Raw genomic sequence first — 24,275 nt, forward strand, 5'->3', positions numbered from 1 at the left:
CTTGGCGACCTTCTTGATAGCGACCTGACGGTTCTGCGTGGCGTAGCAGATGTCGTCCGACGGCGGATCCTGCAGCTGCGGGAACCGCGCCCGCAGGCGGCGGACGGTCTCCATGGTCTCGTCGACCGACAGCGTCGTCTGAGACAGCCACACGACCTTCGACGGGTCGCGCACCTCGATGGTGTCGGCCTCTTCGGGCGAGTTGACGATCGTGACGTGGTCGGGCGCCTCGCCCGCCGTGCCCTCGACCTCTTCATGGCCCTCGTGGCCGATCAGGAGGATCTCGAAGTCGTCGCGCGCGAAGCGCACGGCTTCGCGGTGCACCTTCGTCACGAGCGGGCACGTCGCGTCGATGGCACGGAGGCCCCGATCGGATGCCGCGTTGACGACCGCCGGCGACACCCCGTGCGCGCTGAACACGACGTGTGCGCCCTCGGGCACTTCGTCGACCTCGTCCACGAAGATCGCGCCCTGCTTCTCCAGCTCGGTGACCACGTGGATGTTGTGGACGATCTGCTTGCGGACGTAGACGGGCGCCCCGAAGCGCTCCAGCGCCTTCTCGACGGCGATGACGGCGCGGTCGACGCCGGCGCAGTAGCCGCGGGGCGATGCCAGGAGCACCCGCTTGCGTCCGGGGCCGGCGATGTCCTGGAGCGGCTCGCGCCGCCGCGGGACGCGCGGGACGGGCATGCTCACGGTGCTGCTGCTCACCCCACGAGTCTAAGGGCGGCCCCTGGGCATGAGCCCGGCGCGCGACGGGCCCGCGACCCGTGCCGACGTCGGTCGCGTGCGCTACCGTGACCGGGTGGCATCCCCCACCCCTCCCGCACCCGCCGCGCGTGCGACGCGCGCCGCGCGCATCGCCGCTCGCGTGTCGACGATCGAGCTGCTCTTCGATCTGGTGTTCGTCTTCACGATGACCCGTGTCGCCGAGATCATCGTGCACCGGCCCGATGCCGTCGGGATCGCGCAGGCGGCGCTCGTGCTCGCACTGGTGTGGTGGATGTACGACGCCTTCGCGTGGCTGACGAACCAGGCCACTCCCGACACCACGGGGTTCCGGATCGCGCTCATCGCGGCGATGGCCGCCTTCCTCGTGATGTCGCTCGCGATCCCCGACGCGTTCGGCGAGACCGGCGTGCTGTTCGGCGTGACCTACATCGTGGTCGCCGTGATCCACGCGGGGCTGTTCATCGTGCTGGGCGGCGCGGCCGCGGCCCGCCGCATGGTCGTCGTCGGCACCTCGAACGTGCTCGTGGGCGTGCTGCTGGTGATCTCGGGCTTCGTCGAGGGACCGGCCGACTGGGTGCTCTTCGGCCTGCCGCTGCTGGCGTTCCTCGGCTCGGCGCTGCTGAGCGCGCGCGGCGGCTTCGACCCGGGCGCATCGCACATGGTCGAACGCCACGGGCTGCTGATGATCATCGCGTTCGGAGAGTCCATCGTGTCGGTCGGCGTGGGGGCGACGGGCCATGCGATCGAGGCGCCGCTGCTGGTCGGCACGGTGCTCGCCGTGGCGCTGGTCGCCGCGCTGTGGTGGTGCTACTTCGACGGCGACGACACCCGGGCCGAGGCGCGCATCGCAGCGGTGGCTCCGGAGCGGCGCACCGGACTCGCGCTCGTGGCGTTCTACGTCGACCACCTCGTGATGATCTTCGGCCTGCTGCTGCTCGCGGCCGGGCTCCACGGCCTCTTCGCGGCGCCGTTCAGCGCGCTCGAGACTCCCGACGCATGGCTGATCGCCTGTGGCGTGGCGCTCTACCTCGCCGGCGACGCGGCGTACCGCGGCACGCTCGACCTCGGTCCGGTGGGCGCGAGACTCGTCGCCGCCGTGCTGGCGACGGCGACCGCGTGGGTCGGCGCCGCCGCATCCGGCGCCCTCCAGCTGGCGTGCCTGCTGGCGATCGTCACCGGGGTGCTCGTCTTCGAGAACGTGCGGCAGCCGCGCGCGGCCTCACCCCTCACCCCCACGACGGAGGCCTCATGACGACCTTCCAGCCGGCCGCGGTGCCCGGCGAGCCGCCCCCCGCGGATTCCGTCCGCCCGCGCGACTCGAGCCCCGACGCACCGACATCGGTCGCACGCCTGAACGACACGATCCGCGGCTTCGTGCAGACGTGGGGATCCGTGTGGGTCGAGGGCGAGATCACCGGGTTCAATGTGCGCGGCGGCAACGTCTTCGGACGCCTCAAAGACCTGGTGACCGACTCGACGATCTCGTTCCGCATCTGGTCGTCCACGCGCGACCGGCTGCCGGGCGACCTCAAAGTGGGCGACCACGTGATCGCGTGCGTCAAGGCCGACTATTACGTCAAGAGCGGCGATTTCGGCTTCTCGGTGTCGGCCATGCGGCACATGGGGCTGGGCGACCAGTTGGAGCGCCTCGAGCGTCTCCGCGCGCAACTGCGCGCGGAGGGGCTGTTCGACGCGTCCCGCAAGAAGCCGCTCCCCTTCCTCCCCCACCTCATCGGCCTCATCACCGGCGAGAACTCGGACGCCGAGAAGGACGTCCACCGCAACGCCGAACTGCGCTGGCCTCAGGTGCGGTTCCGCACGAAGTACGCCGCCGTGCAGGGCGACCGCTGCGTTCCCGAGACCATCGCCGCGCTCAAGGCGCTCGACGCCGATCCCGAGATCGACGTCATCGTCATCGCCCGCGGCGGCGGCGACCCGCAGACGCTGCTTGGATTCAGCGATGAGCGGATGCTGCGCGCCGTGGCGGCGGCATCCACTCCCGTCGTGAGCGCCATCGGCCATGAGAACGACCACCCGCTGCTCGACGACGTGGCCGACCTGCGGGCGTCGACGCCGACAGATGCCGCCAAGCGCGTGGTCCCCGACGTCGCCGAGCAGCGGGCCCTGGTCGGACAGCTGCGGGCCAGGATGACGATGCGGCTGACCCAGCGCATCGGGCACGACATCGCTCAGTTGGAGCAGCTGCGCTCCCGCCCCGTGCTGCGCACGCCCGAGGCGATGCTCACGACGCGCGCGCACGAGGTCGAGCTGCTCGCGGCGCGCGGCCGCGACCGCGTCGACCGCGCGCTGCAGCAGCACGAGCGCCGCACGGCCGAGCTCCGCGCCACCCTCCGCGCCCTCTCGCCCGCGTCGACGCTCGCCCGCGGGTACGCCATCGCACACCTGGAGGACGGGGTCATCGTGCGCGACGCCGCGCAGGCGCCGGCATCCACTCCCCTCGTCGTGACCGTGGGGCGCGGGGCGTTCGCCGCCCACTCCGACGGCGAGGTCGCGGGCGAAGGAGGGGCGCCGCTCGCCACGTAGGATAGAGGCATGACCGCGTCGACCGAGGCTCTTCCCGACGTGGCGTCCCTCTCGTTCGAGCAGGCGCGCGACGAACTCGTCCGCGTCGTCGCCGAACTCGAGCAGGGCGCGCCGACGCTCGAGCACTCGCTGGCCCTCTGGGAGCGCGGCGAGGCTCTCGCCGCGCGCTGCGAGGAGTGGCTGCTCGGCGCGAAGCGGCGGCTGGATGCGGCACGGGCCTCCGCGGACGGCGGTGCCCGCGGCGAAGAGGACGGAAGCCGCTGATGGCCCACGGACCCCGCGTCGTCGCCGAGCTCGGACGCCCCGAGACGCCCGATGAGACGGCCGCCCGCAAGGCGGAGTCGTCGCGCGTCTACCGGTCGAGCCAGAACGTCCGCAACCTCATCGCCGCTCTGCTGGTGACCCTCGCCGTGGTCGCCGTGATCATGTTCGCCGTGCCCCGCGGCACCGCCCCGGAACGCGAGCCCATCGACGTCGCAGCCGCCGCCGAGCGGGTCGCCGCCGCCGAGGACCGCACCGTCATCGTGCCCGAGATGTCGGACGAGTGGGTGGTGAACCTCGCCGGGATCGAGAGCGGGGACCGGGTGGAGGCGTTCAACGTCGTCTACGCGCCGGCGGACGAGAACGCCCGCGGGTTCGTCAACGTGTCGCAGGGCTTCGACGCCGACGCGTCGTGGGTCACCCGCGTCCTCTCGGGCTCGGCGCCCGACGACACGGTGACCATCGACGGCATCACGTGGGACCGCTACGAGCTCGATCCCGAACGCACCGGCAACATCTCGGTCGCCCTGTCGACGAACGCCGGCACCGACACCGTGCTCATCTACGGCACGACGACCCAGGACGCGCTGGAAGAGACCGCGCGCTCCGTGACAGACCAGATCACCGCACTGCGCCAGGAGGCCCCGTGAGCGACGCCCCGACACCCGCCGATGTCTGGAGCGAGATGCTGCGCGGCAACGCGCGCTTCGTCGCCGGCGAGCCGAAGCATCCCCACCAGGATGTGGACCGCCGCCACGAGCTCGCGGACGGACAGCGTCCCCAGGCCGTGCTGTTCGGCTGCTCCGACTCGCGGCTGGCCGCTGAGATCATCTTCGACAACGGCCTCGGCGACCTGTTCGTCGTCCGCAACGCGGGCCAGGTGGTGTCGGACTCCGTCATCGGCAGCCTGGAGTACGCGGTCGCCGTTCTGAAGGTGCCGCTGATCGTCGTGCTCGCACACGACGCATGCGGCGCGGTGCGTGCCGCGATCGACAGCACCGACCCCGAGACCCCTGCCCTGCCGCCGCACATCTGGCGCCTGATCGCACCGATCGTCCCGGCGGTCCGCCGCGTGCAGCGGGCATCCGACACCGTCACCACGACGGCCGGGATCGACGCCGAGGCCGTCGGACGCGAACACCTCAGCACGACCGTCGCCGAGATCCTGCAGTCCTCCGAGCTGATCAGCGATGCCGTGGCCTCCGGCGCCCTCGGCATCGTCGGCGCCAACTACCGGCTCGCCGAGGGCACCGCCGTGCCCGTGGTGTCGGTCGGCATCGACGCCTGAACACTCCCGAATCCATCCCGACACACGTGAGGAACAACGACGTGACCGACACCGAGTACCGCATCGAGCACGACACCATGGGCGAGGTGCGCGTGCCCAAGAACGCCCTCTACGCCGCGCAGACGCAGCGCGCCGTCGAGAACTTCCCGATCTCGGGCGACCGCCTGGAGCCCGCCCAGGTCGTCGCGCTGGCCCGGATCAAGAAGGCGGCGGCGCTCGCGAACAAGGAGCTCGGCACCCTCGACGGCGCGATCGCGGACGCGATCGCTGGTGCCGCCGACCTCATCATCGCCGGAGAGTACGCCGACCAGTTCCCGATCGACGTCTACCAGACCGGCAGCGGCACGTCGTCGAACATGAACATGAACGAGGTGCTGGCGACGCTCGCGACCCGCGCGCTCGGCTCGACGGTGCACCCGAACGACCACGTGAACGCCTCGCAGTCGTCCAACGACGTCTTCCCGACCTCCGTGCACATCGCCGTCACCCAGGAGATCATCGACGACCTCATCCCGGCGCTCGACCACCTCGCGGTCGCACTCGAGGCCAAGGCCGAGGAGTGGAAAGAGGTCGTCAAGTCCGGTCGCACGCACCTGATGGATGCGACCCCGGTCACGCTCGGCCAGGAGTTCGGCGGCTACGCACGCCAGATCCGCCTCGGGATCGAGCGCGTGCAGGCCGTCATCCCCCGCGTCGCGGAGGTCCCGCTCGGCGGCACCGCCGTCGGCACCGGCATCAACACGCCCCTCGGCTTCCCGCAGCGGGTCATCGAGCTCATCGTCGCCGACACCGAGCTGCCCATCACCGAGGCGAAGGACCACTTCGAGGCCCAGGCCAACCGCGACGGCCTGGTCGAGGCATCCGGAGCACTGCGCACCATCGCGGTCTCGCTCACCAAGATCAACAACGACCTGCGCTGGATGGGCTCCGGCCCCAACACCGGCCTCGGCGAGCTGCACATCCCCGACCTGCAGCCCGGGTCGTCCATCATGCCCGGCAAGGTCAACCCGGTCGTGCCCGAGGCGACGCTCATGGTCTGTGCGCGCGTCATCGGCAACGACGCAACCGTCGCGTGGGCCGGCGCATCGGGCTCGTTCGAGCTGAACGTCGCGATCCCGATCATGGGCAGCGCCGTGCTCGAGTCGATCGAGCTGCTCGCGAACGTGTCGCGCGTCCTCGCCGACAAGACCATCACGGGCCTCGAGGCCAACGTCGAGCGTGCGGCGGCCTACGCGGGCATGTCGCCGTCGATCGTGACGCCCCTCAACAAGCTCATCGGCTACGAGGCGGCCGCGAAGATCGCCAAGCACTCGGTCGCCAAGGGCATCACGGTGCGCGAGGCCGTCATCGACCTCGGCTACGTCGAGCGGGGCGAGCTGACGCTCGAGCAGCTCGATGAGAAGCTCGACCTGCTCTCGATGACGCACCCGGGCTGAAAAAGCCCCTGTGCCGCACGTGCTGCGTCGGCGGGATAATCAGGACATGTCCCGTCCGGCTCGCCCGATCCCCGCGCGCGTCAGGATCCTCTCGGCGATCCTGGCGGTGGCGTGCGTGGGACTGGCGATCGTCGGCAGCGTGACGTTCCTGGTGCAGCGAGAACAGGCGATCGCGGGCGTCAACGAGCGCCTCACGACACAGGTGAAGTCGCTGCAGGCGGTGGCCCAAGACCCGAAGGCCGCCGCAGGCAGCGCATCCGAGGCGACGAACGAGCTCGACATCAACGCGTATTCGAACATCGACGACTACCTGAAGGCGGTCGTCGCGCGCCTCGTGCCCGCGGGCAACGAGGCGTCGGTCGCGCTCGTCGACGGTGTGCCGCGCTGGGTCCCCTCCACGCTGTCGGGGTTCAGCATCCTCCACAACCAGCAGCTCATCGACCGCGCCATCGCCGACACGAAGAGCGGTGCGACGAAGATGGGCACCGTCGCCACGGACGCCGGATCGCTGCGGTACATCGCGATCCCGGTGTCCATGCCGGGCGACCCCCGGCAGGGTCTCTACATCCGCGCGATCGACCTCGGCGCGGAGCTCCAGCCGATCACCTTCGCGATGTCGACGTACGTCGTCGCCGCGCTCGTGGTGCTCGCCGCCGTAGGGGTCGTGGGCTGGTTCGTGACAGGGCGGCTGCTCTCGCCGATCCGACATCTGCGCGAGACCGCCGACGCGATCTCGATCAGCGACCTCTCCGCGCGCCTGGAGCCGCACGGGAACGACGACATCGCCGACCTGTCGCGCACCGTGAACTCGATGCTCGACCGGCTCGAAGGCTCCGTCGACGTGCAGCGGCAGCTGCTGGACGACGTGCGTCACGAGCTCAAGACGCCCATCACGATCGTGCGGGGCCACCTGGAGCTCATGAACCCACAGGATGCCGTCGACGTCGCCTCGGCGCGCGACATCGGGATCTCGGAGCTCGACCGGCTCGCACGTCTCGTCGAAGACATCGACCTGCTCGCGGCCGCTGAAGCGGACTCGTACACGATGTCGCCCGTCGACCTGGCGGCGCTGACGGCTCGCGTGGGCGAGCTCGTCGCCGTGATCCCCGACCACACGTGGACCGTCGAGGCGCAGGCCGACGCGCGGGTGGCGGGCGACGCCGATCGTCTGCTGCAGGCGTGGCTGCAGCTCGCCGACAACGCGGCCAAGTACACGCCGGCCGGCAGCCCGATCGAGATCGGCAGCGCCGTCGGGCCGGACGGCGCCCGGCTCTGGGTGCGCGATCACGGCGCCGGAATCCCGCCCGCGGCGCGGGTGCGCATCTTCCGGCGCTTCGACCGTGCCCACGTGCACCGCACGGTCGGCGGCTCAGGCCTGGGCCTGGCGATCGTCGACGCGATCGCGAAGGGACACGGCGGTCAGTGTGCGGTCACCGACACTCCCGGCGGCGGCGCCACCTTCACCATCCACCTGCCTCTGTCCGAGGCGGAACTGCCGGCTCCCGTGCGCGCGGGCGATGTCGTGCTGCAACGGGAGGCATCAGGATGACGAGGATCCTCATCGTCGAGGACGAGCCGCGGATCGCCGCGTTCGTCAGCCGCGGACTCGAATCCGCGGGCTACGAGACGCTCGTGGTCGAGGACGGCCCCGAAGCGCTCGAAGCCGCGCTGCGCGGCGACGCGGATCTCGTGCTGCTCGACGTCGGCCTGCCGACGATGGACGGCTTCGAGGTGCTGCGCGCGCTGCGCGCCCGCGGCTCCGCCGTGCCGGTGATCATGCTGACGGCACGTTCCAGCACCCGCGACACGGTCGCCGGACTGGATGCCGGAGCCAACGACTACGTGCCGAAGCCGTTCACGTTCGAGGAACTGCTCGCGCGCGTCCGGTCCCGGCTGCGCGAGAGCCTGCCCCAGCCGGGGGTGTCGGTGTCGCACGACGATGTCGTGCTCGACATCCTCGCCCGTCGCGCGAGCGTCGCCGGCCGCGAGGTCGACCTGTCGGCGCGCGAGTTCGCGCTCGCCGAGCAGTTCCTGCGCAACCCGGGACGGGTGCTCAGCCGCGAGCTGCTGCTGAGCCGAGTGTGGGGGCTCGACTTCGACCCGGGATCGAACGTGGTCGACGTGTACGTCCGGTACCTGAGAGGCAAGCTCGGCTCGGACCACATCGTGACGGTGCGCGGCGCGGGCTATCGCTGGGAGTGAGCTGCCCGACGCCCGCGCACGAAGAAGCCCCCGGCGCTGGGGGACGCCGGGGGCTGTGAAGGGCCGGACTGGGGGATCCGACCGCCGTCAGCCGCGCTTGTCTGGGGAATTGCGCGGCTGGTCTTTCTTCGCGTCGGGACCGGCGCCGCTGCCGTTCCCGTTCGAACCCGCGTGCGCGGGGTGCTGGGGGTGCGAGGGCTTCTGCCCGCCGTCCTGGTTCGTCGATGCAAGCGGCGCCTGCAACAGGCGCTCGGCGCTGCCACCGTCGGTGGCAGCCGAGTCCTTCTGCGTGGCCGTCCCCTTGTCGGGAGCCTGCAGCTGAGAGTCGCCCTTCTGCCGCTCAGCCTCTGCGGCTCGTTCCAAGCGGTCGATGAGGGACTCGATGCGTCCGTTCGACCAGCCGTTGGCCGTCGCCCATGCCCGCAGCGAGTCCCACGTCCCTGCGGCGCGGGCGGCCTCGATCACCGAGTCGACATCGTCGCCGGGTGCCGCAACCTGAGGCTGCTCCGCCGGTGGCGGCGTGCGGGGCGGGTTGTGCGCGCTCGGCGCCGACGGTTCGACCTCGGTCGGCGCGGGCGCCTCGACGATCTCTGCCTCGTCGGAGGTCAGGGGGATCTCTGGCTGCGTGGGTGTCGGGGTCGCCGTGGGTGTCGACGACGAGGCCGGCACCAGGATCCGTGCAGAGGCGACGGTCGTCGCGGGCGAGTCCTTGAGCGCGGCGGTGTTGGTCATCGCGACGGCGCACACGACGGCAACGCTCGCCGCAACGGCGGTCATACCGCCGATCACGAGCCCGGTTCGTGCGTCCACAGTCCGATCCCCAGTTCCCTGCTGTCGCAGTTCCTCCCCTCCATGGTGACAGACGCCGACGGCGCGCAGCACCGGATCGCGATGAGACTCTTCTCATGCTCAGGCACGACACGAGCCGGGCCGGGATGAGGCATCCCGGCCCGGCTCGTGTCGGTGCGCACCGCCCGAGCGGGGCTGTTGCTCAGGCGAGTTCGCCGGCTTCGAGCAGGTCGGTGACCAGTGCGGCGATGGCCGAGCGCTCCGACCGCACGAGCGTCACGTGGCCGAACAGACCGTGACCCTTGAGCGTCTCGATGACCGACGCGACGCCGTCGTGACGGCCGACACGCAGATTGTCTCGCTGACCCACATCGTGCGTCAGGACGACCCGCGAGTTCTGGCCGATCCGGCTCAGCACCGTGAGCAGCACGTTGCGCTCCAGCGACTGCGCCTCGTCGACGATCACGAAGGCGTCGTGCAGCGACCGGCCGCGGATGTGGGTCAGCGGCAGCACTTCGAGCATGCCGCGCTCCACGACCTCGTCGAGGACGTTGCCCGAGACCACCGAGCCGAGGGTGTCGTACACCGCCTGGCCCCAGGGGTTCATCTTCTCCTGCTGGTCGCCGGGCAGGTAGCCGAGCTCCTGCCCGCCCACGGCGAACAGGGGTCGGAACACGATGATCTTGCGCTGCTGCTGCCGCTCCAGCACGGCCTCCAGACCCGCGCAGAGGGCGAGAGCCGATTTGCCGGTGCCGGCGCGACCGCCGAGCGACACGATCCCCACGTCGGGGTCGAGCAGCAGGTCGATCGCGATGCGCTGCTCGGCCGAACGTCCGTGCAGCCCGAAGACCTCGCGGTCACCGCGCACCAGCCGGTACTCGCCGTCGCCGACGACCCGGCCCAGTGCCGACCCCCGCTCCGAATGGATGATCAGGCCCGTGTTGACCGGCAGGCCCTTGACGTCGTCGCTGGCGGCGACCTCGCTCTCGTACAGGTCGCTGATGTCGTCGCCGGACACGTCGATCTCGGAGATGCCCGTCCAGCCGGAGTCGACCGCCTGCTCGGCGAGGTACTCCTCGGCGCTGACGCCGAGCGATGCCGCCTTCACCCGCATCGGCAGGTCCTTCGAGACGACGGTGACCTCCTGCCCGTCGTGGGCGAGGTGCAGCGCGACCGCGAGGATGCGGCTGTCGTTGTCGCCGAGGCGCATGCCCGACGGGAGCACCCCGGAGTCGGTGTTGTTCAGCTCGACCCGCAGCGTGCCGCCTTGCCCGACCGGGACCGGGAAGTCGAGGCGGCCGTGCTCGACGCGCAGCTCGTCGAGGTGGCGCAGGGCCTGGCGGGCGAAGTAGCCGATCTCGGGATCGTGCCGCTTGCCTTCGAGCTCGGTGATCACCACGACCGGGATCACGACGTTGTGCTCGGCGAAGCGGAAGAATGCCCGCGGATCGCTCAGCAGCACCGACGTGTCGAGGACGTAGGTGCGCAGGTCCTGATCGGACTCTGCGACCTGCTCTAGATCCTGACTGCGCTGCTCGTGTGGTGCTCGTGTGGTCACAACCCACTCCCGCCCCGGGTAGTTCACCCGGCAGTCACGAGTCGACCGGTGAGTCACGAGTCGTGATCCTGAGGCCGACTCGATCGGGCTCCTTGCCCGATGCGATCAAAGTACGACGGCCCACCGACATCGGGGACGCCCGACACGCAGATTGCAGATGAACTTTTCGTGACACGGATGCCGGCGGCTGCCGGCATCCGCTCACCAGACGCGTGCAGAGGCGAACGCCGCCAGCGCATCGCCGAAGAGGCGCAGCGTGTCGGCGCCCGTGCCGACGTGCGGCGCGACGCGGATGCGTCCGGCGCGCGTCGTGACGGTGAGACCGTGGTTGGCGAGGGATGCCGCCAGCGGCGCCGCATCCTGCGGAGCGGGTTCGAGCGTGACGATGCCGGCGCGCCGCTCGGGCTCACGCGGCGTGACGACGGGCACCTCGTACCGATCGGCGAAGAACATCACGTCGGACGCCCGCGCGGCGAGCTCGGCTTCGATCGCGTCCACGCCGACGTCGGCGACCTCGCGCAGCGCCGTCGCCAGCCGCGCGGCGGCGAGCGTGTCGGCGCCCGAGATGGAGAACGCCTGCGCCGAGGGGGCGGGCGCGGGGACGTCGTCGACGGTCAGGTCTCCCTCCACGCCGCGGAAGCCCGACAGCACCGGGGCGATGCGTTCGAGCGCCCGGTCGCCGAACCATGCGAATCCGGTGCCGCGACCGGCGCGCAGCCATTTGTAGCCGTGGCCGCACACGACGTCGGCGGCGAGGTAGTCGGCATCGACCATGCCGAAGCCCTGCACCGCGTCGACGATGAGCAGGCGGTCACCGATGATGTCGCGCAGCGCGGACAGGTCGGCGCGGTAGCCGGTGCGGAAGTCGACGAGGCTGACGGCGACCGCATGCGTCTCGTCCGTGAGCGCTTCACGCACGACGTCGGGCGTGATCATGCCGTCGACGGGGTCGAGCCACTGCAGCTGCAGCGAGCCGAGCGCCTCGGATGCGCGCGTCGCGGCGACCGTGAGGCTCGGGAACTCCCCGCGTCCCAGCATCAGACCACCCGCCAGGCCGTAGATCGCGTGCATGAGACCGTACGTGGTCGACGGCTGCAGCACGACCTGTGCCGCATCCCCTCCGATCAGCTCGGCGACGAGCTCGCGGGCCTCGCGCACGTGGTCGGCCACGAGGTCGATGCTCGTGCGCCGGCCCGATCCGAGCAGCTCGGTGTCGCCCTGCGCCTCGCTGCGCACCGCGGGAGAGAGGGGGCCGAACGCGGCCCAGTCGAGATAGCCCGGTTCGCCGTCGAACGAGGCGAGGTACGCGTCCAGATCGGTCACGCGGATCATTCTGGCAGAGCGCGCGGTGCCGCGCGCACGCTGCCCTTCCGGCGCCGGGCAGCCGGTGCGTCAGCCGCCGTAGCGGCGGTCGCGCGACGTGAAGTCGCGGATCGCACGGAGGAAGTCGACCTCGCGCAGATCCGGTCCGAGCGCTTCGACGAAGTAGAACTCGCTGTGCGCGGACTGCCACAGCAGGAAGTCGCTCAGCCGCTGCTCCCCCGACGTGCGGATGACGAGGTCGGGGTCGGGCTGGCCCCCTGTGTAGAGATGCTCGCCGATCTGCTCGGGGGTGAGACTCGCGGCGAGGTCTTCGAGCGAGCCGCCCTCCTGCTGGTGCTGCGCGATGATGCTGCGCACGGCGTCGACGATCTCGCCGCGGCCGCCGTAGCCGACCGCGAGGTTGACGTGCATGCCGGGGTTGCCCTTCGTACGCTCTTCGACGTCGGCGAGCACGCGGGCGAGATCCACCGGCAGCGAATCGGCCCGGCCGACGTGCTTCACACGCCAGTCCCGCTCGTGCGACAGCTCATCCGCCAGCTGCGCGATGATCTCGATGAGGTCCGCCAGCTCGCGCGAGTCGCGCTTGCGCAGGTTGTCGTTCGACAGCAGGTACAGCGACACGACGCGGATGCCGACGTCGTCGCACCAGCGCAGGAACTCCTTCATCTTCGCCGCGCCCGCGCGGTGTCCGTGCGCCGCGGAGTCGTAGCCGAGCTGCTTCGCCCAGCGCCGGTTGCCGTCGATCATCATCGCGACATGGCGAGGGGCGGATGCCGGATCCAGGCGCCGCCGGAGCCGGTTGATGTAGAGCCGATAGAGAGGGCCCCTGCCCTCGTTCGTCTCGCCGCGCGCCACACGCCTACGCTACCCCGCCCGGCGCGGTGTCCGTAGCGTGGCACCGGGTCCCGCGCTCCCCGGGACCAGGTATGTTCCGTGCGGGGCATGCGCCGGGACCTACGCTGGGTGCATGAGCCGTCGTCGCCGTGTCCCCCGGGCCCCTGAGGTCCCCGTGCTGCCGCTGATGGACGCGGCCGCGGTCGACGCGGCGACGCCCGACCTCAAGCCCACCTGGCGCGGCTGGATCCACGCTGCGACCTTCCCGGTCGCGATCGCGGCGGGCGTGGTGCTCATCGTCCTCGCGCAGGGCGCCCCGGCCAAGTGGGCCTCGGCGGTGTTCATGGCGACGTCCCTGCTGCTGTTCGGCAACTCGGCGCTGTACCACCGGTTCAACTGGAAGCCGAAGACGAAGGCGATCCTGAAGCGGATCGATCACGCCAACATCCTGCTGCTCATCGCCGGCACCTACACGCCCATCGCGGTGCTCGCGCTGCCGCCGCAGCAGGGCGCGCTGCTGCTGATCCTCGTCTGGAGCGGGGCCCTCCTCGGCATCCTGTTCCGCGTCTTCTGGATCCACGCCCCGCGCTGGTTGTACGTCGCGCTCTATCTCCTACTGGGGTGGGCGGCCGTGATGTACATCGTCCCCCTGTTCCGGGCCAGCGCCGCGATGATGATCCTCGTCGCCGTGGGCGGGCTGCTCTACACGGGCGGGGCGATCGTGTACGCGCTCAAGCGCCCGAACCCGTGGCCGGGCCACTTCGGCTTCCACGAGATCTTCCACGTGTGCACGGTGCTGGCCTTTCTGTGCCATTGGACGGCCTGCCTGATCATCGCCCTGCACCCGCTGTCGCCGTCGCTCGGCCTGCCCGGCTGAGCGTCGACGTCCCCGCTGGGCGAGCGGACGGGATGCCGTCCCGCTCAGCCCTGCGGCGGCCGCCGCTCGTCCCCGCCGTCCCTGCCGTCGCCCGCTGCGTCGACCTCGTCGTCGTCGGTCTCGGTCGCCTCGACGGCGCGCGCGGCCTGCTCCTCGGCATCCAGCTCCTCGCGGATATCGGCGCGCACGCGTCCGCGACGGATGCGCCGCATCATGTCCCACACGAGCAGGATCACGGCGATCGCCACGAACGCCGTCGCGACGAAGCCGACGACTCCCGGGGTCACGAGGTCGGGGTTGACCGGAGGCGTCGGGGTCGGCGTCGGGGCCGGCGATTCGGCGGCGCCGACGATCGCGATGCTGACGGCAGCGGCGATCTCGTGAAGCATGGGGGGGTCCTCGCTCTGCCCGCCGGTGCGGGCACGGTCATCGGCGACGCGCGGAAGCGCATAGCCTGGAGTTCCAGCCTAATCTTCCGGCCGTTCCGCCTGGGACGGCCGCGGGCCCGAGAGGAGCGGCGTGACCACGCAGGAGATGCTCGACGAGCGCTACGGCCGTCGCCGCTCCCCGGCACGCCGCTGGCTCATCGGCGGCGGTCTCGCCGTCGCCCTCGCCGTCGTGGCGCTCTTCGGCTGGTTCACGGTGCGCGGCGCACTGGACGACGTGGACTCCGACACCACGGCCTTCGAGGTCGTCGATCAGCATTCGGTCTCGCTCGGGTTCCAGATCACCGCTCCCCCGGGATCCGCGGTGGCGTGCGCGATCGAGGCGCAGGACCAGGAGCACGGCGTCGTCGGCTGGCGCGTCGTCGAGTTCCCGGCATCCGAGGAGCACGCGCGCGCGTTCCGCGAGGTGATCCCCACCACCGCCCTCGCGACGACCGGTTTCGTCAACTCGTGCTGGGTCGTCGCCGGCTGACGCGGCCGGCCGACACGGTCGCACACGTTTTGCCTGTCTGCGCGCCGTGACGTAGTCTGGCGGGAGTTCATCGAGAATCGCGCCCTGGCCGAGAGCCGGGGCGTTCGGTTTATCCCCCGGACCCCAAGGAGTCAGCCGTGTCCAACGATGCACCCGTGACGTTCCTCACGCAGGACGCATACGACCGTCTGGCCGCCGAGCTCGAGCAGCTGTCGACGACCGGTCGCGAAGAGATCGCCAAGCGCATCGAGGCCGCGCGCGAAGAGGGCGACCTCAAGGAGAACGGCGGCTACCACGCCGCCAAAGACGAGCAGGGCAAGCAGGAGGCCCGCATCCGCACCCTGCAGCAGCTGCTGAAGACCGCCACCGTCAGCGAGGCGCCCGAGAGCAACGGCGTCGTCGAGCCGGGCACCGTGATCACGGCGATCGTCGCCGGCGGCGAAGAAGTCTTCCTGCTCGGCAATCGTGAGATCGCCGTCGGCAGCGAGCTCGACGTCTACAGCGAGGCCTCGCCGCTGGGCACCGCGATCCTCGGACGCAGAGAGGGCGAGAAGACCTCGTACACGGCGCCGAACGGCCGCGAGATCGCCGTCGAGATCGTCAAGGTCGAGACCTACAACGGTCAGTGACCGTCCGGCCGGCGCCCCGGTCGTCTAGTCGATGACGACGGTCGGGGCGAAGCCGGCCTCCTCGAGCACCGAGATGACGTGCGCGCGATGCTCCTCGCCGCGGGTCTCGACGCTCAGCTGCAGGATGACCTCGCTGATCTGCAGGCCCTGGCCGTGCCGGGTGTGCAGCACCTCGATGACGTTCGCGCCGGCGATCGCCAGCAGGTCCGACACACGGGCGAGCTGACCCGGCCGGTCCGGCAGCGGGATGCGCAGCGACATGTAGCGACCGGATGCCGCCAGCCCGTGCGCCACGACGCGCTGCAGCAGCAGCGGGTCGATGTTGCCGCCCGAGAGCACCGTCACCGTGGGTCCGCTCGCGGTGACCTTCCCTGCCAGGATCGCGGCCACGCCGACCGCTCCCGCAGGCTCGACGACCTGCTTGGCACGCTCCAGCAGCACCAGGAGGGCGCGGGCGATGTCGTCCTCGCTGACGGTGACGACCTCGTCGACCAGGTCGCGGATGATCTCGAACGGCAGGTCGCCCGGGCGCGCGACCGCGATACCGTCGGCGATCGTCGGCAGTGTTGCGACATCGATCGGGTGACCCGCGGCGAGTGAGGGCGGGTAGGCGGCCGAGTTCTCGGCCTGCACTCCGATGATGCGCACCGTCCGCCCCTCGACCGCGGCACGGGCCTTCGCGGCCGCAGCGACGCCCGCGATGAGGCCGCCGCCGCCGATGCCGAGCACGATCGTCTCGACATCGGGCAGGTCGTCCATGAGCTCCAGGCCCAGCGTGCCCTGGCCCGCGATGACGTCGGGGTGGTCGAAGGGGTGGATGAACACGGCGCCGGTGCGCTCGGCGAACTCCGCCGCGAGCCGCAGCGGCGTCTCGACCGTCGCACCCTCGAGCACGACGTCTGCGCCGTAGCCGCGGGTCGCCAGCAGCTTGGGCACGGGCACGCCCAGCGGCATGAAGATCGTCGCGGGGATGCCGAGGGCCTTGGCCGCCAGCGCCACACCCTGGGCGTGGTTGCCGGCCGAGGCCGCGACGACGCCGCGGGCACGCTCTTCGGCCGTGAGGCGCGAGAGGCGGTAGGTGGCGCCGCGGATCTTGAACGAGCCGGTGCGCTGCAGGTTCTCGAGCTTGAGGTGCACGGGAACGCCCAGGACCTCAGAGAGGTGCAGCGATTCGTCGAGCGGGGTGTGCGAGATCACGCCGTCGAGGACCGCGGCGGCATCCTCGAAGTCCGCCAGGGTCGGGCGATGGACGGCGGACGCGGGGGGCGTGCTCACGAACGGGTTCTCCTGGGTCGGGGGACGGTGCTCCAGATGAGGTCGCCGGTGGGTCTCGCGCCGGTCTCCCACGCGCGTTCGCCGATGTACACCGCGACGACGTTGACGAACGCGGCGAACGGGACGGCGAACAGGGCGCCGGGGATGCCGGCGATCATCGCGCCGCCGGCGACCACGAGGACGACCGCGAGCGGGTGGACCTTGACAGCCGAGCCCATGAGGAGCGGCTGCAGGACGTGCCCTTCGAGCTGCTGCACGCCGAGCACGACCACGAGCATCCACAGGGCGATCCACGGGCCGTTGTAGACCAGGGCCAGGAAGACCGCGACCGCGCCGGTCACCACGGCACCCACGATCGGCACGAACGCGCCGAGGAACACCAGCACCGCGACCGGGATGGCCAGCGGCACGCCGAGCAGCGCCGCGCCGAGGCCGATGCCGATCGCGTCGATGGTGGCGACCAGGAGCTGCGTGCGCGCGTAGTTGACGACGGTGATCCAGCCCGCGCGGCCCGCGCCGTCCACGGCGGGGCGCGCCTTCTTGGGGAACAGGCGGAGCGTCCAGCGCCAGATCCCGCCGCCGTCGGCGAGCAGGCACAACAGGATGAACAGTGCGAGCACCGCGCCGGTGGCGACGTGACCGATCGTGGTGCCGATCGCGAGCGCACCGCTCCACAGCAGCTCGGCCTGCTGCTGCAGGAAGTCGCTCGCGGTCGCAAGCCAGCCGTTGATGTCCTTCTCGGAGATGTCGAACGGACTGCTCAGCAGATACTGCCGGAACTGCTCGACCGCCGCTTCGGTGCTCGCTTGCACGGAGCCCCACTGCGACATGATCTGCCACACCACGAGCCAGAGCAGGCCGGTGACGATCGCGAGGGTGCCGACGAGTGTGATCACGATCGCCAGCCAGCGAGGGACGTGGTGGCGCAGCATCCACGCGAACGCGGGCCACAGCAGCGCCGTGACGAGAATCGCGATGAGGAGCGGGATCACCAGCAGCTTCAGCTGGATGACGAGCCACACCGCCACGCCGATGGCGGCAGCGAGCACGAGGAACCGCCACGCGTACGCGGTGGCGATCCGGAGCCCGTGCGGCACGGCCGCGGAGGTCTCGGTGGAGACGACGCGACTGCGATCCCGGATCGCGTCGAAAAGCGAGCCTCGGGGCTTGTCATCGGAGCCGGTCATCCGCACAATCTCCTCGTTCGCCCGTTCCGCACCATTGGCCCAGTCTAGGCGCGCCGCATTCCGCGACGGTCATGAATGCGACGGGACGCCGCGATCCACGGAGGCAGGCGGAGTGTCGGGGGCTCGGACTACTGTGGCGCGCGTGAAGTCCACGTTGAGCGCCGCTGAGGCGCGCCGGGTCGCCCTCGCCGCACAGGGGTTCGCGCGCGCCCGCCCCGAGGCCGCCGGCACACGACAGCTCAACGCCGCCCTCGCGCGCATGGCGACCCTCCAGATCGATTCCGTCAACGTGTTCGCGCGATCCCACTACATGCCCTTGTTCGCGCGTGTCGGGTCCTACGACACGGCAGCGCTCGATCGGCTGCTGTTCGCCCGCCGTGCCCCGTACGTCGAGTACTGGGCGCACGTCGCCGCCTTCATCCCGGCATCCGACTGGGGACTCTTCCGCTTCCGCATGGACGCGCTGCGTGAGAAGTACGGCAGCGCACCCGGCGGCTGGTTCGACACGAACCGCGACATCGTCGACTGGGTCCGTGCGGAGCTCGCCGCCCGCGGCCCGCTGCGGCCCGCGCAGATCGAGCACGACGCCAAGAAGGGCGCTCGCGGCCCGTGGTGGGACTGGGACGTCGTCAAGCACGCCCTCGAGCACCTGTGGCTCTTCGGAGAGGTGGCTATCGCCGGACGCCGCGGGTTCGAGCGCCGGTACGCGCTGGCCGAGCAGGTGATCCCCCGTTCGGCGCTCGAGGCGCAGGTGCCGCGCGAGGACGCCGTGCGCGAGCTCGTCTCACGCGCCGCGCGTGCGTACGGCGTCGCCACGGCTGCCGACCTCGCCGACTACTGGCGGATCGCCGACCGCAAGGCCGTGCTGGCCGCGGTGGGCGACCTCGTCGACGCCGGGGAGCTGCACCCGGTGACGGTGGAGGGATGGACGAGCGCGGGCCGCCCCGCGCCGGCGTGGCTGCACGCCGATGCGACGGTGCCGCGCCGCATCGACGCCGCCGCCATCCTGACACCGTTCGATCCGGTGGTGTGGTTCCGCGACCGCGCCGAACGGCTCTTCGACTTCGAGTACCGCATCGAGATCTACACCCCGGCACCCAAGCGGCGGTACGGCTACTACTCGCTGCCCGTCCTCATCGGCGACGACCTCGTCGGCAGAGTCGACCTCAAGGCGGACCGTGCGGCGTCGACGCTGCGGGTGCAGTCGGCGTGGTGGGAGCACGGACGACCTGCGGATGCCGCACCGCTGCTGGCCGATCAGCTCCGGCTCGCGGCGTCCTGGCAAGGACTCGAGCGCATCTCGGTCTCGGCGTGGGGCGATGCCACAGACGACCTGGTGCGTGTGCTGCCCGAGGCATCCCGCCACGACGCGGGCCCGTCGGCGCCCGTCGCGCTGGCCGACGACGAGCCGGCGGGTGACGAGCTCGCCGAGGAGGGGCTCGCGGGTTAGCGTGGAACGGTGAAGCGCGGCACGATGGTCGGACTCGTCGCCGGCGGCGTCGCGCTCGTGCTCGCCGGTGCGGCCGTCGCCTGGTGGCTGAGCTCGGGCAGCGGACCCTCCGACAACGGCGCCGCGCCGACCGCTCCGGTCGATCGCACCGCGGCCATCCAGGAGCAGCTCGACCATTACGCCGACGCATGCGCGGCTCCCGCGAAGACCGTTCCCGAGCACTGCGGCATCTTCGTCCCGTGGGCCGCCGACCTTGCGCAGCTGTCGGGACTCGCCTTCCGCATCGAGGCCTACCCCGTCGTCGTGCTGTCGCCGGACGGGCGGTCGTTCGACGCGACCGGCGGCGTGCTCGTCGCGACGGCCAGCGGCACGACGCGCGAGGGCGCCCCGGGCAGCGTCACCTACCGCACGGGCGAATGGGCGCTCCGCGGCGATGTCGTCACGCACGGCGACGAGACGACCGTGTCGGTTCGTTGAACGGCCTCAGCCGAAGCCGAGCCCGACCGGTGCGAGCCCCAGCCATCGCGCGAGATCGAGGATCTCGGCGTCCACGGCCGCCCGCGTGGCATCGTCGAAGGGCCGGTCCTCGTGCAGAGCGTTGATGCGCAGCACCCCGGCCTTGCGGTCGGCCTTCGCGTCGAGCTTGCCGACGAACCGGTCGCCGTGCAGCACCGGCAGTGCGAAGTACCCCCACCGGCGTTTCGCGGCAGGCTTGTACATCTCCAGCACGTACTCGAACCCGAAGAGCTCGTCCAGGCGCCGACGGTCGAACACGGCGCGATCGAGCGGAGAGAGCAGCGCGGTGCGGGGCCGGTACGAGTCCGCGGCCGCCAGCGCCTCGGGATCCACCCGCCACACGCCGTCGACGCCCTCGACGACGGCCTCCTCCCCCAGGTCTCCCACGGCGATCGGCTCGATGGGCTGCGCCAGTCCTTTCGCCCGCGCGATGCCGAAGGATGCCAGCCTGCGCTCGGCGCGCTCCCTCGCTCCCTCGTCATCCGAGAGCTGCGGAACGTCGGCGGGATAGACGCGGTCCGCCACGTCGAACAACCGGCCACCGACGTCCCGCGAAGAGACCGCGACCTCGCCGCACAGCACCAGCATCTCCAGCAGCTGCAGGCTGTTGCGGTTGTTCGTCCACCCCGACGAGCGCCATGACACCTGCGCGGTGTCGGGGATCTCGCTCGCGTGGAGCGGTCCGGTGTCGCGCAACCGCGCCAGCGTCTCGCGACGGAAGACCTCGTTCGCCTCGAGCCACTGCCGTGCCTGCGCAGATTCGGGACGCCGGCGCATCTCGGGCAGGAGCAGCGGCAGATCGGTCATGGCCCGATAGAACCCGCCCCACTCGAACACCGCGCGATCCTCTTCGAAGAGGCGCACGAGATCGGCGGGCTGATACGGCCAGCCGAGCCTGCTCCAGAGGATGAGGTCGACGCTCGGCGCGATCGCCGACGTCGGGTCGATCGGCAGGATCGTCAGCGCGTCGATGGTCTCGACGATGCCGGCAGGACGCTCCGCGGTCAGCAGCTGACCGTGCAACGCGATGCGACGGGCCTGTTCCTGCGTCAGCCGATGGACCATGCCTCGACGCTAGCGGTCGGCGGCGACATGCCGCCCTCCCGCTGCATCAGAACTGCACGCGCGGCGGCTCCGAGATCGCGGCGCCGTCGATGACCTCGAAGAACTCGCGCTCGTGGAAGCCGAGGTTGCGGGCGAACATGTTGTTCGGGAACACCTTGATCTTGGTGTTGAGCTCCCGCACGCCGCCGTTGTAGAACCGGCGCGAGGCCTGGATCTTGTCTTCGGTGTCGACGATCGACTGCTGCAGCTGGAGGAAGTTCTGGCTCGCCTGCAGCTGCGGATATGCCTCGGCGACGGCGAACAGCGACTTCAGCGCCTGCTGCATGTGCCCCTCGGCGACCCCCGCGTCGGCGGGACCGGCCGCCGACAGCGTCTCGGCACGCGCTCTGGTCACGTTCTCGAACACCGCCTTCTCGTGCGCCGCATACCCCTTCACGGCCTCGATCAGGTTCGGCAGGAGGTCGGCACGGCGCTTCAGCTGCACCGTGATGTCGCTCCACGCCTCATCGACCCGGACGTTCAGCTGGACGAGCGAGTTGTAGGTCGCCCAGAGGTAGATGCCGGCGATGACGACGAGGGCCACCACGATAAGGACCGGGATCAGCCATTCCATTGCCGAGTCTCCATTCGATAGTGCCCTCATCCTATCGACGCAGGCCCGCGCCGCATGAGCGAGGGATGCGGACTCTCAGCCGTTACCCACCGAGCACCCGATCGAGGTACCCGTTGCGGAACATCCTGTCCGGATCGAGCCGATCGCGCAGTGCGACGAAGTCGTCGAAGCGCGGGTAGCGCTCGCGCAGCGCATCGGCGCCGAGCGTGTGCATCTTGCCCCAGTGGGGGCGCCCGCCGTAGCCGAGCATGATCTGCTCGATCGCCCCGAAGTACTCTGTAGGATCCTCCCGCCAATACCGATGCACCGCGATGTACGCCGACGAGCGGCCGTGCGCCGTCGACAGCCAGCGGTCGTCCGCCGCCGCGAAACGCACCTCGACGGGGAACCCGATCCGCCAGCCGCGGTCGTCGATGAGTGCGCGGACGGCGTCGAAGGCCGGGCGGACGTTCTCGGCCGGCAGCGCGTACTCCATCTCGCGGAAGCGCACCGACCTGTGGGTGGCGAACACGCGCGCCGAGCCGTCGGTGAACTCGCGGTCCCCCCACACCTTGGCCGATATCCGGTTGATGGGCGGTACGAGCGGCGGAACCAGCCTTCCGGTCGTACAGGCGACCTGGTGCAGACCGCTGCCGACGAGCGTGTCGTCGATCCACTTGCCGACGGGCGACAGCGGGTGCCGGGGCGCGGACTCGGGCAGGCGAGTGTTGGTCTTGGTCATCGCCCGGTCCGTGTGCGGGAACCAGTAGAACTCGAAGTGGTCGGCGGCCGCCACGCGGTCGTCGAGTCCCGCGAGCACCGCATCGAGCGACTCGGGCTGTTCGACCGCGTGCAGCACGAACGCGGGCACGCACTGCAGGGTGACCTCGACGAGGATGCCGAGCGCACCGAGGCCGAGCGCCACCGCGGGCAGCAGCTCGCGGTTCTCGGTCTCGTCGACGCGGAGAAGATCGCCGGATGCCGTGACCAGCGTCGCCCCGACGACCTGGTTCGCGAGCCCGCCGAAGCGCGCGCCCGTGCCGTGCGTGCCGGTCGAGATCGCCCCGGCGATCGACTGCCGGTCGATGTCGCCGAGGTTCTCCATCGCGAGGCCGTGCGGCGCCAGCAGGGCCGGCACCTGATGCAGTCGTGTGCCTGCCAGCAGCGTGACCCGCTTGCGCTCGCGGTCGACCGAGACCACTCCGCTCAGATCGCGCAGCTCAAGGAGCACGCCGGGGGCCACCGCGATGCCGGTGAAGCTGTGACCGGCGCCGACCGCCTTGATCGGCATCCGTCGCGCCGCCGCCGCGACGACGGCGCGCTGCACCGCTTCGACAGTGCGCGGAAACTCGATCCGCTGCGGCCGGACAGATTCAGAGCGCCCCCAGTTGCGCCACACTCCGCCTGGACGTGTCACAGAAATGCCTTCCCCTCGCCGCGATACGTCGCGATCGTCCCCACAAGACCACTGCCGTCGACCACGTGGTACCGGTCGACGCGTTCGGCGAGCTCCCCGCTCTTGGAGTGGCGGAACCACACCCGATCCCCTACGCGCAGGCCTCGCGCCGCGTCGCCGCGCAGCGGCGTCTGCACCTCGCCGGCACCCTCACGCGGTGCCGTCCGGAGCCCTGCGGGCCAGACTGCTCGCGGCTGTCGCGACTCCAGCGCCGGCCCCGACGCGATCCAGCCGCCGCCGAGGACGGTGGCGATGTCGGGCGCCGGCTTGCGCACCACCTCGAGCGCGAACGCGGCGGCGGGGGCGGGATCGAACGCGCGGTAGCCGTCGAACAGGTGGCCGGCGAGCAGGCCGCTGCCGGCCGTGAGCTCGGTGACGGCCTGATCGGATGCCGTCACCTCCAGCGAGCCCGTGCCGCCGCCGTTGACGAACTCGAGCGGGGCGATGTCGCGCAGCGCTGCCACGATGGCGGCCCGGCGCTCGAGGAGCTCCGCCCCGGAGCGCCGCTGCATCCACCGGACCACGGCATCCCCGGATCCCGTCGCATCGCCCTGCCCGGCGATCTGCGCCTCGTACATCATGAGACCGACCAGGCGGAAGCCGTCGCGCGCCGCGATGGATCGCGCGAGGGCGGCGACCTCGGGGGCGTCGTGCACCGGCGAGCGGAACACGCCGATGTGTCCGAGCCCGGGTGCGCGCCACGACGCGTCCGCGTCGATGGCGACGCGGATCTCTGGCCGGGTCCCCGGTGCGGCGATCGCGTCGACGAGGTCGAGCTGGGCGAGGTCGTCCACCATGAGCGTGATGCGGGATGCCGCCACCGCGTCGCCGGCGAGTGCGGCGATCGCGGCGCGGTCCACCGTCGGGTATCCCAGGACGATGTCGTCGTGCCCCGGGGCACCGTCGCGGTCCTGTGCGAGCCACAGCGCCTCGGGGAGGGTGAACGCCAGGATGCCCTGATAGCCGGGAAGCGCAAGGACCGAGTCGATCACTTCGCGGACGCGGACGGACTTGCTCGCGACGCGGATGGGGACGCCGCCTGCGCGCACGACGAGATCCAGCGCGTTGTAACGCAGTGCGTCGGCGTTGATCGCGGCGACAGGGCCGCTCACATCGCCGAGGGCGTGGCTCATGGCGCCCCAGTACGATGCGGGGTCCTTCCAGGGCGTGCCGGGCGGGCGGGCGCCAGCATCGGCAAGCAGATCTATCGTCATGGACGCATCGTTCCTTCGGGTTGCATTCATCGTACGTGGGGCGACGGCAGGTACTCAGTCGTCCGGGCCGGGCACGTCGACGAGGCGGAATGCGCATGCCCGACGACGATCCCCGCGGGGATGCGGCGG

Annotated in this window: 25 protein-coding genes; 13 read left to right on the plus strand and 12 right to left on the minus strand. The window is 71.0% G+C overall.

The genetic code is table 11. The features are described 5' to 3' along the window. The coding region (gene ispH / locus ACTHNQ_RS01715; protein WP_440330752.1) for a 4-hydroxy-3-methylbut-2-enyl diphosphate reductase at positions 1–690 on the minus strand (690 nt) is incomplete at its 3' end. Between the two features lie 115 nt (positions 691–805). Between ispH and ACTHNQ_RS01720 the strand changes: the two genes are divergently transcribed. Genes ACTHNQ_RS01720 through ACTHNQ_RS01755 form a run of 8 tightly spaced genes read left to right on the plus strand, consistent with a single transcriptional unit; the run spans position 806 to position 8,463 of the window. After that, positions 806–1,984, plus strand: coding sequence for a low temperature requirement protein A (locus ACTHNQ_RS01720; RefSeq protein ID WP_440330715.1), 1,179 nt, complete (start codon positions 806–808; stop codon positions 1,982–1,984). Next, entirely contained in the window at positions 1,981–3,276 is a 1,296-nt protein-coding gene (xseA, locus tag ACTHNQ_RS01725) for an exodeoxyribonuclease VII large subunit (protein ID WP_440330716.1), read from the plus strand. Before ACTHNQ_RS01720 ends, xseA begins: the two co-directional genes overlap by 4 nt. A 9-nt stretch (positions 3,277–3,285) precedes the next feature. Next, a complete protein-coding gene (locus tag ACTHNQ_RS01730) occupies positions 3,286–3,540 on the plus strand; it encodes an exodeoxyribonuclease VII small subunit (RefSeq protein WP_018172289.1) in 255 nt (84 codons plus the stop codon). Next, positions 3,540–4,187 (plus strand): DUF4245 family protein, encoded by a 648-nt coding sequence (locus ACTHNQ_RS01735; protein ID WP_440330717.1) that lies wholly within the window; start codon positions 3,540–3,542, stop codon positions 4,185–4,187. Before ACTHNQ_RS01730 ends, ACTHNQ_RS01735 begins: the two co-directional genes overlap by 1 nt. Then, a complete protein-coding gene (locus ACTHNQ_RS01740; RefSeq protein WP_018172291.1) occupies positions 4,184–4,825 on the plus strand; it encodes a carbonic anhydrase in 642 nt (213 codons plus the stop codon). The genes ACTHNQ_RS01735 and ACTHNQ_RS01740 overlap by 4 nt, the downstream gene beginning before the upstream one ends. A 41-nt stretch (positions 4,826–4,866) precedes the next feature. Beyond that, the gene (locus ACTHNQ_RS01745) at positions 4,867–6,261 is read left to right on the plus strand and encodes a class II fumarate hydratase (protein WP_440330718.1); all 1,395 of its coding nucleotides are present in this window, start codon (positions 4,867–4,869) and stop codon (positions 6,259–6,261) included. 46 nt (positions 6,262–6,307) lie between these two features. Then, positions 6,308–7,810, plus strand: a complete 1,503-nt coding sequence (locus ACTHNQ_RS01750; protein WP_440330719.1) for an ATP-binding protein — start codon at positions 6,308–6,310, stop codon at positions 7,808–7,810. Continuing rightward, positions 7,807–8,463 (plus strand): response regulator transcription factor, encoded by a 657-nt coding sequence (locus ACTHNQ_RS01755; RefSeq protein WP_440330720.1) that lies wholly within the window; start codon positions 7,807–7,809, stop codon positions 8,461–8,463. The genes ACTHNQ_RS01750 and ACTHNQ_RS01755 overlap by 4 nt, the downstream gene beginning before the upstream one ends. 87 nt (positions 8,464–8,550) lie before the next feature. Here the strand turns inward: ACTHNQ_RS01755 and ACTHNQ_RS01760 are convergent, their stop codons facing one another. The 4 genes from ACTHNQ_RS01760 to ACTHNQ_RS01775 form a co-directional block, all read right to left on the minus strand. Next, complete coding sequence (locus ACTHNQ_RS01760) at positions 8,551–9,273, minus strand: hypothetical protein (protein WP_440330721.1); 723 nt, start codon at positions 9,271–9,273, stop codon at positions 8,551–8,553. 181 nt (positions 9,274–9,454) lie between these two features. Continuing rightward, a complete protein-coding gene (locus tag ACTHNQ_RS01765; protein WP_440330722.1) occupies positions 9,455–10,810 on the minus strand; it encodes a PhoH family protein in 1,356 nt (451 codons plus the stop codon). A 201-nt stretch (positions 10,811–11,011) separates the two neighbouring features. Then, entirely contained in the window at positions 11,012–12,142 is a 1,131-nt protein-coding gene (locus tag ACTHNQ_RS01770; protein ID WP_440330723.1) for an aminotransferase class V-fold PLP-dependent enzyme, read from the minus strand. A 60-nt stretch (positions 12,143–12,202) separates the two neighbouring features. Continuing rightward, a complete protein-coding gene (locus tag ACTHNQ_RS01775) occupies positions 12,203–12,988 on the minus strand; it encodes an isoprenyl transferase (RefSeq protein WP_440330724.1) in 786 nt (261 codons plus the stop codon). A 112-nt stretch (positions 12,989–13,100) separates the two neighbouring features. Here ACTHNQ_RS01775 and trhA point away from each other — a divergent pair, with 112 nt between their 5' ends. Further along, positions 13,101–13,844, plus strand: a complete 744-nt coding sequence (gene trhA / locus ACTHNQ_RS01780; protein ID WP_440330725.1) for a PAQR family membrane homeostasis protein TrhA — start codon at positions 13,101–13,103, stop codon at positions 13,842–13,844. A gap of 44 nt (positions 13,845–13,888) precedes the next feature. On the opposite strand, the gene ACTHNQ_RS01785 is transcribed toward trhA, so the two are convergent. Then, positions 13,889–14,233, minus strand: coding sequence for a hypothetical protein (locus ACTHNQ_RS01785; protein WP_440330726.1), 345 nt, complete (start codon positions 14,231–14,233; stop codon positions 13,889–13,891). A gap of 130 nt (positions 14,234–14,363) precedes the next feature. On the opposite strand from ACTHNQ_RS01785, the gene ACTHNQ_RS01790 reads away from it, so the two are divergent. Both ACTHNQ_RS01790 and greA read left to right on the plus strand, forming a co-directional pair. After that, the gene (locus ACTHNQ_RS01790) at positions 14,364–14,762 is read left to right on the plus strand and encodes a DUF4307 domain-containing protein (protein ID WP_018172300.1); all 399 of its coding nucleotides are present in this window, start codon (positions 14,364–14,366) and stop codon (positions 14,760–14,762) included. A gap of 137 nt (positions 14,763–14,899) precedes the next feature. Continuing rightward, on the plus strand, positions 14,900–15,391 hold the full coding sequence (gene greA / locus ACTHNQ_RS01795) for a transcription elongation factor GreA (RefSeq protein ID WP_440330727.1): 492 nt from the start codon (positions 14,900–14,902) through the stop codon (positions 15,389–15,391). Between the two features lie 24 nt (positions 15,392–15,415). Here greA and ilvA read toward each other — a convergent pair whose 3' ends face one another. Together ilvA and ACTHNQ_RS01805 are read right to left on the minus strand one after the other, a co-directional pair. Then, entirely contained in the window at positions 15,416–16,666 is a 1,251-nt protein-coding gene (gene ilvA / locus ACTHNQ_RS01800) for a threonine ammonia-lyase (RefSeq protein ID WP_440330728.1), read from the minus strand. Next, positions 16,663–17,853 (minus strand): AI-2E family transporter, encoded by a 1,191-nt coding sequence (locus ACTHNQ_RS01805; protein WP_440330729.1) that lies wholly within the window; start codon positions 17,851–17,853, stop codon positions 16,663–16,665. Before ACTHNQ_RS01805 ends, ilvA begins: the two co-directional genes overlap by 4 nt. A 142-nt stretch (positions 17,854–17,995) precedes the next feature. Here ACTHNQ_RS01805 and ACTHNQ_RS01810 point away from each other — a divergent pair, with 142 nt between their 5' ends. Together ACTHNQ_RS01810 and ACTHNQ_RS01815 are read left to right on the plus strand one after the other, a co-directional pair. Further along, positions 17,996–19,303: a winged helix-turn-helix domain-containing protein gene (locus tag ACTHNQ_RS01810; RefSeq protein ID WP_440330730.1), complete on the plus strand. Its 1,308-nt coding sequence runs from the start codon at positions 17,996–17,998 to the stop codon at positions 19,301–19,303. Between the two features lie 9 nt (positions 19,304–19,312). Next, positions 19,313–19,780, plus strand: coding sequence for a hypothetical protein (locus ACTHNQ_RS01815; RefSeq protein ID WP_440330731.1), 468 nt, complete (start codon positions 19,313–19,315; stop codon positions 19,778–19,780). Positions 19,781–19,786: 6 nt separating this feature from the next. Here the strand turns inward: ACTHNQ_RS01815 and ACTHNQ_RS01820 are convergent, their stop codons facing one another. The 4 genes from ACTHNQ_RS01820 to ACTHNQ_RS01835 all read right to left on the minus strand — a co-directional run bounded on the left by ACTHNQ_RS01820 (position 19,787) and on the right by ACTHNQ_RS01835 (position 24,146). Next, entirely contained in the window at positions 19,787–20,884 is a 1,098-nt protein-coding gene (locus ACTHNQ_RS01820) for a DNA glycosylase AlkZ-like family protein (RefSeq protein WP_440330732.1), read from the minus strand. 46 nt (positions 20,885–20,930) lie between these two features. Then, on the minus strand, positions 20,931–21,497 hold the full coding sequence (locus ACTHNQ_RS01825) for a LemA family protein (protein ID WP_018172307.1): 567 nt from the start codon (positions 21,495–21,497) through the stop codon (positions 20,931–20,933). A gap of 82 nt (positions 21,498–21,579) precedes the next feature. After that, positions 21,580–22,893, minus strand: coding sequence for a D-arabinono-1,4-lactone oxidase (locus tag ACTHNQ_RS01830; protein WP_440330733.1), 1,314 nt, complete (start codon positions 22,891–22,893; stop codon positions 21,580–21,582). Next, a complete protein-coding gene (locus tag ACTHNQ_RS01835; protein ID WP_440330734.1) occupies positions 22,890–24,146 on the minus strand; it encodes an alanine racemase in 1,257 nt (418 codons plus the stop codon). The genes ACTHNQ_RS01830 and ACTHNQ_RS01835 overlap by 4 nt, the downstream gene beginning before the upstream one ends. Positions 24,147–24,275: the final 129 nt, after the last annotated feature.

Source organism: Microbacterium sp. (assembly GCF_051953575.1).
In the GTDB taxonomy this organism is placed as follows: Bacteria; Actinomycetota; Actinomycetes; order Actinomycetales; family Microbacteriaceae; genus Microbacterium.

What these genes read in the sequence shown, in the direction of transcription:
- ACTHNQ_RS01820 (WP_440330732.1), bottom strand. Translation starts at nt 20,884, where the DNA reads ATGGTCCATCGGCTGACGCAGGAACAGGCCCGTCGCATCGCGTTGCAC.
- ACTHNQ_RS01735 (WP_440330717.1), top strand. Translation starts at nt 3,540, where the DNA reads ATGGCCCACGGACCCCGCGTCGTCGCCGAGCTCGGACGCCCCGAGACG.
- ACTHNQ_RS01755 (WP_440330720.1), top strand. Translation starts at nt 7,807, where the DNA reads ATGACGAGGATCCTCATCGTCGAGGACGAGCCGCGGATCGCCGCGTTC.
- ACTHNQ_RS01750 (WP_440330719.1), top strand. Translation starts at nt 6,308, where the DNA reads ATGTCCCGTCCGGCTCGCCCGATCCCCGCGCGCGTCAGGATCCTCTCG.
- ACTHNQ_RS01730 (WP_018172289.1), top strand. Translation starts at nt 3,286, where the DNA reads ATGACCGCGTCGACCGAGGCTCTTCCCGACGTGGCGTCCCTCTCGTTC.
- ACTHNQ_RS01770 (WP_440330723.1), bottom strand. Translation starts at nt 12,142, where the DNA reads ATGATCCGCGTGACCGATCTGGACGCGTACCTCGCCTCGTTCGACGGC.
- ACTHNQ_RS01825 (WP_018172307.1), bottom strand. Translation starts at nt 21,497, where the DNA reads ATGGAATGGCTGATCCCGGTCCTTATCGTGGTGGCCCTCGTCGTCATC.
- xseA (WP_440330716.1), top strand. Translation starts at nt 1,981, where the DNA reads ATGACGACCTTCCAGCCGGCCGCGGTGCCCGGCGAGCCGCCCCCCGCG.
- trhA (WP_440330725.1), top strand. Translation starts at nt 13,101, where the DNA reads ATGAGCCGTCGTCGCCGTGTCCCCCGGGCCCCTGAGGTCCCCGTGCTG.
- ACTHNQ_RS01805 (WP_440330729.1), bottom strand. Translation starts at nt 17,853, where the DNA reads ATGACCGGCTCCGATGACAAGCCCCGAGGCTCGCTTTTCGACGCGATC.
- ACTHNQ_RS01835 (WP_440330734.1), bottom strand. Translation starts at nt 24,146, where the DNA reads ATGACGATAGATCTGCTTGCCGATGCTGGCGCCCGCCCGCCCGGCACG.
- ACTHNQ_RS01785 (WP_440330726.1), bottom strand. Translation starts at nt 14,233, where the DNA reads ATGCTTCACGAGATCGCCGCTGCCGTCAGCATCGCGATCGTCGGCGCC.